Origin of the sequence: Kitasatospora sp. NPDC048194, from assembly GCF_043202455.1 — a bacterium.
In the GTDB taxonomy this organism is placed as follows: Bacteria; Actinomycetota; Actinomycetes; order Streptomycetales; family Streptomycetaceae; genus Kitasatospora.
In genome coordinates this window covers 39,268-52,771 of record NZ_JBIDAK010000008.1, presented here as the reverse complement: position 1 = coordinate 52,771, position 13,504 = coordinate 39,268, and the positions used below count along the sequence as shown (strand labels likewise).

The 13,504-nt window shown below is 75.4% G+C and carries 14 protein-coding genes; 6 read left to right on the top strand and 8 right to left on the bottom strand.

Features of this window, described 5'->3' with window-relative positions; translation table 11 throughout:
* Positions 1 to 14 precede the first annotated feature (14 nt).
* A complete protein-coding gene (locus ACGF07_RS12770) occupies positions 15 to 1,202 on the bottom strand; it encodes an NAD(P)-binding domain-containing protein (protein ID WP_392897873.1) in 1,188 nt (395 codons plus the stop codon).
* A 40-nt stretch (positions 1,203 to 1,242) separates the two neighbouring features.
* Positions 1,243 to 1,614, bottom strand: coding sequence for a YbjQ family protein (locus ACGF07_RS12765; protein ID WP_350736439.1), 372 nt, complete (start codon positions 1,612 to 1,614; stop codon positions 1,243 to 1,245).
* A gap of 123 nt (positions 1,615 to 1,737) precedes the next feature.
* Here ACGF07_RS12765 and ACGF07_RS12760 point away from each other — a divergent pair, with 123 nt between their 5' ends.
* The 3 genes from ACGF07_RS12760 (at position 1,738) to ACGF07_RS12750 (ending at position 4,199) form a co-directional block, all read left to right on the top strand.
* Complete coding sequence (locus ACGF07_RS12760; protein WP_350736442.1) at positions 1,738 to 2,667, top strand: hypothetical protein; 930 nt, start codon at positions 1,738 to 1,740, stop codon at positions 2,665 to 2,667.
* 50 nt (positions 2,668 to 2,717) lie between these two features.
* Entirely contained in the window at positions 2,718 to 3,272 is a 555-nt protein-coding gene (locus tag ACGF07_RS12755; RefSeq protein ID WP_392897870.1) for a hypothetical protein, read from the top strand.
* Between the two features lie 186 nt (positions 3,273 to 3,458).
* Complete coding sequence (locus ACGF07_RS12750) at positions 3,459 to 4,199, top strand: aminoacyl-tRNA hydrolase (protein ID WP_392897867.1); 741 nt, start codon at positions 3,459 to 3,461, stop codon at positions 4,197 to 4,199.
* 199 nt (positions 4,200 to 4,398) lie between these two features.
* Here ACGF07_RS12750 and ACGF07_RS12745 read toward each other — a convergent pair whose 3' ends face one another.
* Genes ACGF07_RS12745 through ACGF07_RS12735 form a run of 3 tightly spaced genes read right to left on the bottom strand, consistent with a single transcriptional unit; the run spans position 4,399 to position 6,840 of the window.
* Positions 4,399 to 5,145: a hypothetical protein gene (locus tag ACGF07_RS12745; RefSeq protein ID WP_392897864.1), complete on the bottom strand. Its 747-nt coding sequence runs from the start codon at positions 5,143 to 5,145 to the stop codon at positions 4,399 to 4,401.
* A gap of 34 nt (positions 5,146 to 5,179) precedes the next feature.
* Positions 5,180 to 5,926 carry a hypothetical protein gene (locus ACGF07_RS12740; RefSeq protein ID WP_392897861.1) on the bottom strand — a complete coding sequence of 249 codons (747 nt, stop codon included), beginning with the start codon at positions 5,924 to 5,926 and terminating at the stop codon, positions 5,180 to 5,182.
* Positions 5,923 to 6,840, bottom strand: coding sequence for an ABC transporter ATP-binding protein (locus tag ACGF07_RS12735; protein ID WP_392897858.1), 918 nt, complete (start codon positions 6,838 to 6,840; stop codon positions 5,923 to 5,925). The genes ACGF07_RS12740 and ACGF07_RS12735 overlap by 4 nt, the downstream gene beginning before the upstream one ends.
* Positions 6,841 to 7,015: 175 nt before the next feature.
* Here ACGF07_RS12735 and ACGF07_RS12730 point away from each other — a divergent pair, with 175 nt between their 5' ends.
* On the top strand, positions 7,016 to 8,260 hold the full coding sequence (locus ACGF07_RS12730) for a sensor histidine kinase (protein ID WP_392897855.1): 1,245 nt from the start codon (positions 7,016 to 7,018) through the stop codon (positions 8,258 to 8,260).
* 89 nt (positions 8,261 to 8,349) lie between these two features.
* The gene (locus ACGF07_RS12725) at positions 8,350 to 8,961 is read left to right on the top strand and encodes a response regulator (protein WP_392898250.1); all 612 of its coding nucleotides are present in this window, start codon (positions 8,350 to 8,352) and stop codon (positions 8,959 to 8,961) included.
* A gap of 10 nt (positions 8,962 to 8,971) precedes the next feature.
* On the opposite strand, the gene ACGF07_RS12720 is transcribed toward ACGF07_RS12725, so the two are convergent.
* From ACGF07_RS12720 to modA, 3 genes are all read right to left on the bottom strand, one after another.
* Entirely contained in the window at positions 8,972 to 10,066 is a 1,095-nt protein-coding gene (locus ACGF07_RS12720) for an ABC transporter ATP-binding protein (RefSeq protein WP_392897852.1), read from the bottom strand.
* A 108-nt stretch (positions 10,067 to 10,174) separates the two neighbouring features.
* The gene (locus tag ACGF07_RS12715) at positions 10,175 to 11,005 is read right to left on the bottom strand and encodes an ABC transporter permease (protein WP_350736545.1); all 831 of its coding nucleotides are present in this window, start codon (positions 11,003 to 11,005) and stop codon (positions 10,175 to 10,177) included.
* Between the two features lie 41 nt (positions 11,006 to 11,046).
* Positions 11,047 to 11,901: a molybdate ABC transporter substrate-binding protein gene (gene modA / locus ACGF07_RS12710; RefSeq protein WP_392897849.1), complete on the bottom strand. Its 855-nt coding sequence runs from the start codon at positions 11,899 to 11,901 to the stop codon at positions 11,047 to 11,049.
* 389 nt (positions 11,902 to 12,290) lie between these two features.
* Between modA and ACGF07_RS12705 the strand changes: the two genes are divergently transcribed.
* Positions 12,291 to 13,358: an RNA ligase (ATP) gene (locus tag ACGF07_RS12705; RefSeq protein ID WP_392897847.1), complete on the top strand. Its 1,068-nt coding sequence runs from the start codon at positions 12,291 to 12,293 to the stop codon at positions 13,356 to 13,358.
* The last annotated feature ends 146 nt before the right edge of the window (positions 13,359 to 13,504 follow it).

Here is a 13,504-nt window from a genome sequence, read left to right as displayed (position 1 = left end):
CGGGCGGCCGGGACTCAGACGGCGACGGCGGCCCTCCCGGGCCCGGCCGGTGCCGACCGGGGCCCGGCCGGTGCCGTCCCGGGCTCCTTCGCCGGGTCCCCGAGCAGCTTGACCAGGTCCTTGACGGCGGCGCGCCCGGCCCGGTTGGCGCCGATGGTGCTGGCGGACGGACCGTAGCCGACCAGGTGGACGCGCGGGTCGGCGGTGGCGCGGGTGCCGGTGAGCGCGATGCCGCCGCCGGGGGAGCGCAGGCCGAGCGGCGCCAGATGGCCGACCTCCGGCCGGAATCCGGTCGCCCAGACGATCGCGTCCACCGCCAGCTCCTGGTCGCCCCAGGCGACGCCGTGCTCGGTGAGCCGGTCGAACATCGGCCGGCGGTGCAGCGCGCCCAGCTCCTCGGCACGCCGGTAGGCGACCGAGGGGCCGAGGCCGGTGACGCTCACCACGCTGCGCACCGGCAGGCCCAGGCGGACCCGCTCCTCGACCCGGGCGACCACCGCGCGTCCGTACTCGGGGGTGAACGGGCCGTCGTGGTAGACGGGTTCGGAGCGGGTGACCCAGACCGTCTCGCCGACCGCCGCGACCTCGGACAGCACCTGGATCGCCGAGGCGCCGCCGCCCACCACCAGGACGCGCCGACCGGTGAACTCCTCGGGGCCGCGGTAGTCGGCGTAGTGCAGCTGGCGGCCCGCGAAGTGCCCCGGGTAGTGCGGCAGGAAGGGGCGGGTCCAGGTGCCGGTGGCGTTGACCAGCGCGCGGGTGGACCAGGTGCCCCGGTCGGTCTCGACCAGCAGCCGGGAGGTCGGCAGCTCCGACTCCGCGCGCACCGCGCGCACCGAGACCGGGCGCACGACCGGGAGCGCGTGCCGGGCCTCGTACGCCGCGAAGTACCCCGGCACCACCTCGCGTGCGGGTGCCTCCGGGTCGACCGGTGGCAGTTCGGCGTCCGGGAGGTCGTGGAAACCGTGCACGGTGGCCATCCGCAGGGACGGCGAGCGGTGGGCCCAGGCGCCGCCGGGCGAGGCGTTGCCGTCGAGCACGACGAAGCCGCCGTCGACGCCCTCCCGGTGCGGGGCGAAGCCGCGGCGGCGCAGGTGGTAGGCGGCGGACAGACCCGCCTGCCCGGCGCCCACCACCAGGACGTCCACGCGTTCGGGGGCGGCGCCGGACCCGGCACCGTTCGTTGCACCGTAAACAGTCACGCCGGTGAAACATCCCGGCGGCGGTGACTGTTCCCCGGCGTCAGGCGATGGGGGAGATGACCGCGGCCGTGCCGTAGGCGCAGACCTCGGTGCCGACGTCCGCCGCCTCGGTCACGTCGAACCGCATCATCAGCACCGCGTTGCCGCCACGCGCCTTGGTCTGTTCGACCAGGCGCTGCATCGCCTCGTTGCGGCTCTCCACGAGGGTCTTCGTCAGCCCGCGCAGCTCACCGCCGATCAGCGACTTCAGCCCGGCGCCGATCTGGCTGCCGAGGTGGCGGCTGCGCACGGTGAGCCCGAACACCTCGCCGATCACGTGGTCGACCCGGAAACCGGGGATGTCGTTGGTGGTCACGACCATGACGTCGGCGTTCGGGCCCTGCCCGCCGCCGTACTCGTTGATGTCAGCCATGCCGCCCATCCTGCCGGGGTCCTGCGTCCGGGTGAGGCAGGCACGGCCAAGGGTGGCCGAGAAGGCCTCGAGAAGCTGGATCAGACCGGTGATCGGGCGGCCGAAAAGCCGTACCGTAGCCCCATGGGCGAGCGAAACGATCATCCGCAGGGGCCGGGCGCGGCGGAGTACTCCGGCGCGTCGGAGATCGAGGCGACGGTGGTGCTGGGCCTGCGGATCACCGACTGGCCGGCACTGCGCGCGGCCGCGATCAGAGCCGTCGAGGACCTGGACTTCGCGGGCGTCGACCCGGCCGGCCAGCGCCGCGAACTGCTGCGCGAGGTGGCCGAGGACGCCAACGCGGCGCTCGGTGCGCTGCTGCACCCCGACCGGCTGGTGGCCGTCATCCCGGGCGTCGAGGCGATCGGCGGCACCCTGGAGATCAGCGTCACCGAGGACTTCACACCGGATTTCGCCGACCTGTTCCCGCTCGACGGCGAGGACGAGGACGGTGGCGCGGGCGCCGACTGGACGCTCACCCCGCGCACCGCCTGCCTGCTGCACGCCCAGCTGATCGGCCTGGGCGACGCCGCGTACGACGACCTGGACGAGCACGGGGACGACCCGGTGGTCGACGACGAGGACGCCGACTGGACGGTCTTCGCCCGGCTGCCCCAGCGCACCTGGCACCTCCACCGGGGCTGGCGCCGCGCGATGGCCCGGGCCTTCGACGACCTGGCCGACGACCTCGCGCTCGGCGAGTGGCCGCTGCCGCGCTGCCTGGCCGAGGAGATCGCGCTGCGGATGGCGCTGGTGGACGCCCGGGCGCTGCTGGGCTCCCAGCCCGAGTCGGTGGCCGACATGATGGGCGACCTGCCGGCCGACCTCTACGACTACGACTGGGACGGCTGCCACGACGAGCTGTTCGGCGTGTACGGACCGGACGAGGGGGACCCGGAGCTCAGCGCGGAGCAGCGCACCGAGCTGCTGCTGGCGGCGACGCACCCGGAGGGGTGGTTCCTGACGTACGAGGACGCGGAGGAGCGGGACCCGCAGCGCGGGTACCGGCGCTGAGCGGAGGCCGGGCGGCGGCGTCGGACCGACCGGGCGGTTAGGCTGCGGGCATGTCCGATACGTCTCATGTGACCGGCATGTCCGCCTCCTCCGGCCCCTCCGGCCCCGCCGAGGCTTCCGGCGCGTCGGGCGCGTCCTCGCAGGAGCCGGGCGGGGAGGAGTCGGCGCTGACCCGGATCGCCCTCGGACTGGGCGGTGTGCAGGCGGCTCAGCGCGGGCGCACGGCGGAGGCGCGGGCCAGTTTCGAGGCGCTCTGGGACGCGCTGGGAGAACGGGACGTGTTCCACCGCTGCGTCCTGGCGCACTATCTGGCCGATCTGCAGGAGGACCCCCGGGCCGAGCTGGAGTGGGACCGGCGGGCGCTCGCGGCTGCCGACTCGCTGACCGCCGAGCGCGCCCGCACCTACGAGTCGGCCCACCAGGTGCGCGCCTTCTACCCGACGCTGCACCTCAACCTGGCCTCGGACCACCTCAAGCTCGGTGAGCCGGAGCGGGCGCGCGAGCAGCTCGAACGGGCGGTGCGGAGCCTGGACGCGCTGCCCGCGGACGCCTACAGCGCGGGCATCCGGGCAGCGGTGGACGAACTGCGGCAGCGGCTGCGCTGAGGTCCCGGGGCGCGGCGGACGGCCGGGCCGGGCGGTCCGCGGCGGCGGTTCGGCGGTGGTTCGTGCGCGGTCCGGGGCGGTCCGGGGCGGTCCGGAGCGGCCGGGGGCGGACCGGGGCGGGCGGCGGGGGGCTGGCATCCTGGACGGGTGACTTCTCCGTACGACTCCCCAGCGCTAGACTCCCCGGTGCCCGACGCCCCGGCCCCCGTTCCCGCTGCCGCCGAGGACGTTCCGGCGCCCGCCGACTCCGCTGCTCCCCAGGGCCGCGACGCGCGGCCGCAGTACGTGCTGCCGCTGGTCGTCCGGTTGGAGAAGGCCACGCCGCCGGGGCGGACGGACGCGCTGGAGACCTCGGCGCGGGCGGTGCTCACGCTGCTCGCCGACCCGAGGGTGACCGAGGCGGACGGCGAGTGGGCGGAGCGGGTCACGGCGTGGGAGGACGCCCGGATCCGCAAGGTCGTCCGGCGGGCCCGCGGCGGCGAGTGGCGCCGGGCGGGGGAGCTGCCGGGCATCACCGTGCGGGGAGGGGACGCGGAGGTGCGGGTGTTCCCGCCGATCCCGCTGGACGGCTGGCCCAAGGAACTCGCCAAGCTCCAGGTCTCCGGGACGGACCTGGAGGAGACGGCCGAGGTCGGGGCGCCCGAGCCGGGGCTGCCGGTGCTGTGGCTCAACCCGGAGCTGGAGATGAGCGCCGGCAAGACGATGGCGCAGACCGGGCACGCCGCCCAGCTCGCCTGGTGGCGGCTCGACGACGCGCAGCGCAAGGAGTGGGCGGAGTCCGGGTTCGCGCTCGCCGTCCGGACGGCCCCGGCCGAGGCGTGGGCGGATCTGGTGGGCAGCGGTCTCCCGGTGGTCCAGGACGCCGGCTTCACGGAGATCGCACCGGGGAGCTGCACGGTGATCGCGGACCATCCGGCGCTGCGGTGACGCCGGCCGGCTGACGACCGGCGCCGGTTCGCGGCCGGCGGGCCCGCGAACCGGGATCGCGGATCGCGCCGGGCAGCCGGACGGCCCGGAGAGCCGTAGAGCCGTAGAGCCGTAGAGCCGGAGAACCGGACGGGCGAACAGGCAACGGTCGCCTGTTCGCGCGTCCGCGCCCGTCCGGCGCCCGTCTCCCCCCCGTTCGCTACGCGCCCGGACCCTCGTAACGCCGCATCGCCCGCAGCCCGCCGTACACCGCCGCGGTGGTCCAGAGCGCCATGATCAGCAGCGCGGTCCAGTGGCCGTAGTGGACGCCCGGCTCGGTCGCGGTGCGCATCGCGTACAGTCCGGCGCGGTCGGGCAGGAACTGGGCGGCCTCCCGGACGCCGGGAACCGCGGTCAGCCAGGTCGTGCCGAGGAACACCATCGGCGTGAGCAGGCCGAGCGCCGCGCTGAAGTTGCCGAGCATCGCGGTCAGTCCGAGGCAGAGCAGCACCATCATCGGGTGGTAGAGCACGCCGGCCAGGAAGCTGCGGCCGAGGCCCGGGGTGGACAGGTCCAGCCCCGCGGTCTCCCGGACGGCGAGGAAGGATCCGGCCGTCGACACCAGTCCCACCAGCAGGCCGAGTCCCGCGCCGAGCGCGAGCTTGGCGCCGTAGAGCCGGTCGCGTCGGGGCACGGCGGTGAGCGAGCCGCCGATCATCCGGGTGTTGAACTCCTGCCCGATCAGCAGGATTCCCAGGCAGGCCAGGGCCACGTGCCCGAACAGCAGTCCGTAGTAGATCCCCCCGGCCGGGTCCTCGCCGGGGGTGTGGTCCTTCGCGCCGTAGACGGCGTTGACGGCCGCGGTCACCCCGACGGTGACCACCACCGAGGTCAGCGGCGCCGCCCACTGCGAGGGCAGGGTGGTGAACTTGATCCGTTCGGCGCGCAGGGCGTTGCCGAGGCTCATCCTCGTTCTCCTTCGATCGGTCGTCCGCCCGCGTTCAGCCGGCCCGCCGAACGGCCCGCAGGCCGCCGTACGCCGCCAGCGCCGTCCAGAGCGCCATGATCAGCAGTCCGGTCCCGTGCCCGTACGCGACCTGCGGGTCGTCGGCGTAGTGCAGCGCGTACTGGCCGGCCCGGTCGGGGAGGAACTGGACCACCCGGCGGACTCCGGGCACGCCGGCCAGCAGTGGCGAGAGCAGGAACACCGTCGGGCCCAGCAGGCCCATGGCGGCGGTCAGGTTTCCCAGCAGCGCGGTCGCCCCGAGGCAGAACACCACCAGCAGCGCCGGGTACAGCACTCCGGCCGCGGCCGCCCGGGCGAAGGCGGGGCCGTGCCAGGCGCCGGGCACGGTCGCCGCGTACCCGGCGAAGGCACCCGCCGTGCCGAGCGCGCCCGCCCCGAGCCCGACCAGCGCGCCCACGGCCAGCTTGGCGCCGTAGAGCCGGCCCCGCCGGGGGACGGCGGTGAGCGAGACGTCGAGCATCCGGGTGTTGAACTCCTGGCCGAGCAGCAGCACACCGAAGGCCACCAGGGCCGCCTGGCCGAAGTTGAGGCCGTAGAAGACGCCGACGCCCGGGTCGTCGGTGATGGAGCGGTCCCTGCCGCCGAGGACCGCGCCGACGGCCGTGGTGGTGCCGACGGCGAGCAGCACGGCGAACAGCGGTGGGAGCCAGAGCGAGCGGAGCGTGGTGAGCTTGATCCGCTCCGCCCGGAAGGCGTCGACGGCGGACGGCCGGGCGCTCATGCGGCGGCCCCCGCGCGGTACTCGACGCTGTCGGCGGTCATCCGCATGAACGCCTCCTCCAGGGAGTCCTGTTGGACCGCGATCTCGTACAGCACCACGCCGGCGGCGGCGGCCAGCGCCGCGACCCGCTCGGGTTCGGCGCCGGCCACCTCCCAGGCGCCGCCGTCGACCTCGACGGCGTCGAGGCCGTGGCCGCCCCCGCCGAGCAGGGCGGCGAGTTTGGCCGCGTCCACGGCGCGGACCCGGACCCGGGTGCGGCCGTGGCGGTCGATGAACTCGGAGGTGGCGGCGTCCGCGAGCAGCCGGCCGCGACCGATCACCACCAAGTGGTCGGCGGTGAGCGCCATTTCGGTCATCAGGTGGGAGGAGACCAGCACCGCCCGGCCCTCGGCCGCCAGGTCGCGCAGCAGGGTGCGGATCCAGCGGATGCCCTCCGGGTCCAGGCCGTTGACCGGTTCGTCCAGCAGCAGCACCGGCGGATCGCCGAGCAGGGCCGCCGCCACCCCGAGGCGCTGGCGCATCCCGAGCGAGAAGCCCCGGATCCGGCGCTCGGCCGCCTCCGTCAGCCCGACCTGGGCCAGCACCTCGGCGACCCGCCGCCGCGGCAGGCCGTTGCTCGCGGCGATCCAGCGCAGGTGCCCCCGCGCCGTCCGGCCGCCGTGCAGGGCGTGGGCGTCCAGCAGTGCGCCGACCTGCCGCAGCGGCGTGGCGAGTTCGGCGTACGGGCGGCCGCCGACCAGGGCGCGTCCGGCGGTGGGGCGGTCGAGGCCGAGGACCAGCCGCATGGTGGTGCTCTTCCCGGAGCCGTTCGGGCCGAGGAACCCGGTCACCACGCCGGGCCGGACCTCGAACGACAGGTCGTCGACGACCCGCCGGCCGTCGTACTCCTTGGTCAGGCCCTGGATCTCGATCACGGCCGCCTCCCTCCTCGCGGTGGTCACCGTCCGCGGCCCGGACGGTGGTCCCATTCGACCGGAGCGGGCGGCCGGGCGGATCCCGCCGGGGCGGGGACGCGACTCCCTCCGGGGAGGGAGCGCCCGGCAACCCCCGGGGGACCCGGCAGCGCCGGCGAGCTGGCAGGATGGCCCGATGCCACGTCAGACCATGTTCCGGCTCCGACCGCGCCGGGGCGGACGGCCCGGAGGCGCGCCGCGCAGGGCCCTCGCGCCGCTGGTGGCCGGTGCCACCTACGCCCGGCTGCTGCACCTGCTGGTCGGGTGGATCTTCGCCGGCGTGATCCTGATGATCTATCCGGGGACGTACGACAAGACCCTCGGCACGATCCTGGTGCAGGCCGTCTCCCTGGACGTCGTGCTCCTCGTGCTGGTCGCGCTCGTCCCCGCCGTGCGCCGGGCCGAGGGCGTTCAGGCGCGGCTGCTGCTGGTGCCCGACCGCGAGGAGGACATCGGCGTGGAGCCTTCCCGCACCTGGACCGACCGGCGGCGCACCGCGGGCTGGTTGGTCGGACGGGTGGCCCTCGGTTCGGCGGTCGGCTTCGCGATCGTCCTCGGGCTCGCGCCGGCCTTCGACCTGCTGACCGGGCCGGACGCCCTCCGGTACCTCCCGCTGGCCCCGCTCCTGGCGTTCGGCTACGGCTGGCTGGCGGTCTGGGCGGGCCGCCTGCAACTCGCCATGGCCGCGCGGCTGCTGGGGCCGTCACCGGCGGAGCGGCTGGCGGAGGCGGAGCTGCGGGCCGAACGGCTGCTGGAGCGCAACCGGTTGGCCCGCGAGCTGCACGACTCCATCGGCCACGCGCTGACGGTGACGGTCCTCCAGGCCGGTGCCGCGCGGGAGGTCGGGGACGCGGCCTTCGTCGCCAAGGCGCTCGAAGTCATCGAGGAGACCGGGCGGCAGGCCATGGAGGACCTCGAACGCACCCTCGTCCTGCTGCGCGAGACCCCGGCGGGAGCCGCCGGCGGCGCGGCCACCGAGCAGCCCGGCGTCGAGCAGCTCCCCGCGCTGTTCGACACGGCCCGCGCGGCCGGCAACCCGGTCGAGGCGCGCATCGAGGTGCCGACCGGCGCGCTGCCCGGAGTGCTCTCCCGGGAGTCCTACCGGATCGTCCAGGAGGGCGTCACCAACGCGCTCAAGTACGCGCCCGGCGAGCCGGTCGACGTCCGGATAGCCGTCCGGGACGGCCGGTTGGAACTGCGCTGCGCCAACCGCCTGGCGCCGGCGGCGGGGCGGGGCACGCCGCGCAGGGGCGGCAAGGGGCTGCGCGGCATCCGCGAGCGCGCCACCCTGCTCGGGGGCGAGGCCACCGCCGGGCCCTCCGCCGACGGGGACGGGGCGTGGGTGCTCGACGTCCGCCTGCCCCTACGCTTGGGCTCGTGACGAACGATCTTGGAAACGGCCGGGGGAGCGCGGCGAGCGGCCCGACCGACATCCTGCTCGCCGACGACGAGGACCTGGTCCGGGCCGGGATGCGCGCCGTCCTGGAGGCCCAGGGCGACCTGCGGGTGGTCGGCGAGGCGGCCGACGGCGTGCAGGCGGTGGCACTGGCTCGCGCGTTGCGACCGCAGGTGGTGCTGATGGACGTCCGGATGCCCGTCCTGGACGGCCTGGCGGCCACCCGGGAGCTGCTGCGACCCGACGGGTCGGGGCAGCGGCCGCCGCGGATCCTGGTGGTGACCACCTTCGAGAACGACGACTACGTGTACCAGGCGCTGCGCGCGGGCGCCGACGGGTTCCTGCTCAAGCGCTCCCGCCCGGCCGAGATCGCCCACGCGGTGCGGCTCGCGGCTGCGGGCGAGTCGCTGCTGTTCCCGGCCGCCATCCGCCGCCTGGCGGCCGGGCACGGCAACCCCGCCGCCCGGGCGGCCATGACCCGGGCGGCACTGACCGAGCGCGAGGCGGAGGTGCTGCGGCTGATGGCGCGGGGGCTCAGCAACGGGGAGATCGCCGAGCGGCTGTTCCTCGGCGTGCAGACGGTGAAGACGCACGTCAGCAGCGTGCTGGCGAAGCTCGGCGCGCGGGACCGCACCCAGGCGGTGATCGCGGCGTACGAGTCGGGGTTCGTCGAGCCCTCGGCGTGACGGCTCGGGATCAGGCCGGGTAGGCGTGGGCCTGGGTGGCCTTGACCGAGGCCCAGACCGTCGCCCCCGGAGCCAGCCCCAGTTCCGCGACGGCCGCCGGGGTGAGGTCGGCGGCCATCGGCAGGCTCCCGGCGAGCTCGGCGCGCACCTGGTCGCCGTGCAGGTCCAGGCCGGTGACCCGGAGCTGCCACAGGTTGCGCGCGCTGGACTGCGGCCGGTCCCGGTGCAGCGTCACGGCGGAGGGCGGGAAGGCCACGAAGGCCGGGCCGCTCAGCTCCTCGGTGGTCACCACGACCGTGCCCTCCGGCAGGGTGACCCGGGTGCCCTCGGCCCGGCCCTGGTACAGGTTGAGGCCGACCAGACGGGCGATGTAGTCGGTGCGCGGCCGCCGGGCGACCTCGGCCGGGGTCCCGGACTGCACTTCCCGGCCGTCCTCGATCACCACCAGCCGGTCGGCCAGCACCATGGCGTCCAGCGGGTCGTGCGTGACGAGTACCGCCACCGCCTCGAACTCGGCCAGGTGGCGGCGGAGCCGGGCCCGCACGTCGAGCCGGGTGCGGGCGTCCAGCGCGGCCAGCGGCTCGTCCAGCAGGAGCAGCCGGGGTCGGACGGCCAGCGCGCGGGCGAGTGCCACCCGCTGGGCCTGCCCGCCGGAGAGCCGGCCCGGGCGGACCGAGGCGTGCTCGGCCAGGCCCATCCGGTCCAGCCAGGCCGCCGCCTCGGCCCGGGCCTCGCGCTTGGGGCGGCCCTGGCAGCGCGGCCCGAAGGCGATGTTGTCGAGTGCGCTGAGGTGCGGGAACAGCAGGTAGTCCTGGAACACCACGCCGACCGGCCGCTCCTCCGCCGGGGTGTGCAGGCGCCGGGCCGGCTCCTCCAGCACCCGGCCGTCCAGGCACAGGTGGCCGCCGGTGAGCGGGAGCAGTCCGGCGAGGGCGCGCAGTGCGGTCGACTTGCCGGCGCCGTTCGGGCCGAGCAGTGCGATCACCTCACCGGGAGCGGCGGCGAGGGCGAGGTCGAGGGTGAACGCGGCGCGGTCGACCCGGAGCCGGGCGTCCAGGGCGGGACTCGGGACGTCCTGCGTGCTCGAGGTGCTGAACGTGCTCATCGTCGTCATCGACTCCGCGTTTCGGCTCTGCGCTGGCGGTGCGGGAGGGGGCGGGGGCTGGTTCCGGGGCCGCCGGGCCGCCGAGGGCCGCCGGGGCCGCTCGGACCGCTAGGGGGTGGACATCCAGCGGTCGCGCAGGCCGACCAGGACGGCGACCGAGACCGCTAGCAGGACCAGGGACAGGGCGATCGCGGCCTCCGGGTCGGACTCCATGGCCAGGTACACGGCCAGCGGCATGGTCTGGGTGCGGCCGGGGAAGTTGCCCGCGAAGGTGATCGTCGCACCGAACTCACCGAGCGCCCGGGCCCAGGCCAGTACGGCTCCGGCGGCGATCCCCGGCGCGATCATCGGCAGGGTGACCCGGCGGAACGCCGTCAGCCGGGACGCCCCCAGCGTCGCGGCCGCCTCCTCGTAGCGCGGGTCGGCGGCCCGCAGCGCGCCCTCGACGCTGATCACCAGGAAGGGCATTGCCACGAAGGCCTCGGCGATCACGACGCCGGCGGTGGTGAAGGGCAGGGTGATGCCGAAGGCGGAGTCCAGCCAGGAGCCGACGATCCCGCGCCGCCCGAGCACCAGCAGCAGTGCCACGCCGCCGACCACCGGGGGCAGCACGAGCGGCAGGGTCACCAGGGCCCGGACGACCCGCCGACCGGGCAGCTCGGTGCGGGCGAGCAGCCAGGCCAGCGGCACGCCGAGCACCAGCGAGACCGCGGTGGCGGCGGTCGCGCAGATCAGCGACAACCGCAGGGCGTCCCAGACGGCGTCGCTGGTGAGCTGCTCGGACAGGCCGCTCCACGGCGCCCGGACCAGCAGTCCTGCCAGCGGCAGGATCAGGAACACCAGGCCGACGAGTGCCGGGAGCAGCAGTGCGACCGGCAGGCGGTGCGCGCCCGGGCGGCGGCGCGGCAGGACCGGTTCGGGTCCTGCCGTCGCCGGCACGTCCAGGCCCGAGGAGCCGTCGCGGGCGGTGGTGCGTTCCCTCACGGTGCCTGGAAGCCCGCCGCGGTCAGCACCTGCTCGGCCTCGGGGGACTGGACGTACGCCACGAAGGCGGCGGCGCCGTCCTTGTTCGGGGCCTTGGCGAGCGCGGCGATCGGGTAGTCGTTCACGGCCTTGCCGGCCTCGGGGAAGTCCACGCCGTCGATCTTCGCAGCATCGGAGCGCACATCGGTCCGGTACACGAGCGAGGCGTCGACCTCGCCGAGCTCGACCTTGGTGAGCGCGCCCTTGACGTCCTGCTCCAGGGTGACCGGGGTCAGGTCGAGGCCCGCGGCCTTCAGCGCGGTCTGGGCGGCGGCGCCGCAGGGCACCTCCTTCGCACAGAGCGCGACCTTCACGCCGGAGGCGGTGAGGTCCTTCAGGCCCGCGATGTGCTTGGGGTTGCCCTTGGGCACGGCGATGGTGAGGGTGTTCTTCACGAAGGTCCTCGGCTCGCCGCCGGCACCGCCCGCGTCGGTGACGGTCTTCATGGTGGCCGGGCTCGCGGCGGCGAACACGTCCGCCGGGGCACCGGAGTTGATGCTGGCGGCGAGGGCGGAGCTGCCGCCGAAGTTGAACGTGACCTTGGTGCCCGGGTTGGCGGCCTCGAACTTCTTGCCGAGGTCGGTGAAGGTCTCCTTCAGCGAGGCGGCGGCGAAGACGGTGACGGAGCCGTGGGCCTTCGGGACGCTGCCGGTGGCGCTGCCCGTGGCAGCCGTGCTGCCGGCGCTGCTCGCGCTGCCGCCCGCAGCGGAGGAGGAGCCGCCGCTGCCGCAGGCGGTGGCCCCGAGGCCGAGGACGAGGGCCGCCGCGGCGGCGACGGCGAGTCTGCGGCTGGCGTGGGTGCGGGTGCTCATCGGTGCTTCCCCTCCAGGGTGCGCGCCGGAAGGGGCGCGGGGCGGGCCGCAGGTGCGGCCATTACGGCGATCATAGTGCCGCAAATGCGAGTGATAAATCCCCTGTCGCTTTGCACAGACGGGCTGCACCGAGGGGCTCGGGGCCGCTGTGGGAAGGCTCAAACGGCGCAGGCCGTCGGCGGCCGGTCGGTTCGGCCGGAGGCGCCGGAGGCTCGGGCCGGAGGCGCCGGCGGGCGGCGGTCGGGCGCGGTGCCAGGGCTCGGCCCGGCCGGGAAAACCCGTCGCGTCGGGGCCGGCCGGGGGGACAGAGTGTTCGCAGCCCGGCCGTACGGCCGAAGCGCGGTCGTGCCGGGCGGGCCCAGTGAGCGAGCCAAGGGGGAGGAGCCCGCATGTCCACACTTCGAGTCACCGCCGAGAGGCTCGTCATCCTCGAGCACCCGAACGCCGACGCGCTGGAGCTGGCGCAGGTCGGCCTCTACCGCGCGGTGGTCGCCAAGGGTGCCTACCGGAGCGGTGACCACGCCCTCTACATCCCCGAACAGGCCGTCCTCCCGGCAGAGTTGATCGGCGAGCTCGGGCTGACCGGCAAGCTGGCCGGCTCGCGGGCGGACCGGGTGAAGGCGGTACGGCTGCGCGGGGAGCTCTCCCAGGGCATCGTCTGCCGGCCCGCCGCCCTCGGTGACACCGATCTGGCCGCGGCCGCGGAGCGGGGCGAGGACTTCGCCGAGCTGCTCGGCATCGTCAAGTGGCAGCCGCCGGTGCCCGCGTCGATGAGCGGCGAGGTGGTCGGCGCACCGCACCTGCTGCCCTGGGTGGACGTCGAGAACCTCAAGCGCCACCCCGACGTCTTCGAGCCGGGGGAGCCCGTGGTGCTCACCGAGAAGCTGCACGGCAGTTGCTGCCTGGTCACGTACACCGCCGCGACCGGCGAGGTGCAGGTGTCCTCCAAGGGGATCGGCGCCCAGGGGCTGGCCCTGGTCGAGGACGGGCGCAACCTGTACTGGCGGGCGGTGCGCGCGTACGACATCCCGGCGGTGGCGGCCCGGCTGGCCGAGGAACTGGGCGCCGAGCGGGTGGGCATCTTCGGCGAGGTGTTCGGCGAGGGCGTCCAGGACCTGACGTACGGGGCCTCCGCGCGCAGCGGGCGGCCCGGGTACGCCGCGTTCGACGTGTCGGCCGTGATCGACGGACAGCTGACCTGGCTGCCGGCCGCCGAACTGCTGGAGGGCGAACTTCCGTTGGTGCCCGAGCTGTGGCGCGGGCCGTTCGACACCGCCACCGTCCTGGAGCACGCCCAGGGCGAGGAGACCCACTCCGGGCGCGGACTCCACCTGCGCGAGGGCGTGGTGATCCGGCCGGTGACGGAGCGCTGGAGCCCGGTGCTGGGCGGGCGGGCGATCGCCAAGGTGGTCAGCGACGCCTACCTGACGCGCAAGGGCGGCACCGAGTTCGAGTGAGCGGGGAGGGCGCCGAGTTGGAGTGAGCGGGGGCGGTACCCGGTCCGAGTCAGCGCGAGGGACGGGAGGGGGGGGGGGGGGGGGGGGGGCCCCCCCCCCCCCCCCCCCCCCCCCCCCCCCCCCCCCCCAAACCCCACCAAAAAAGT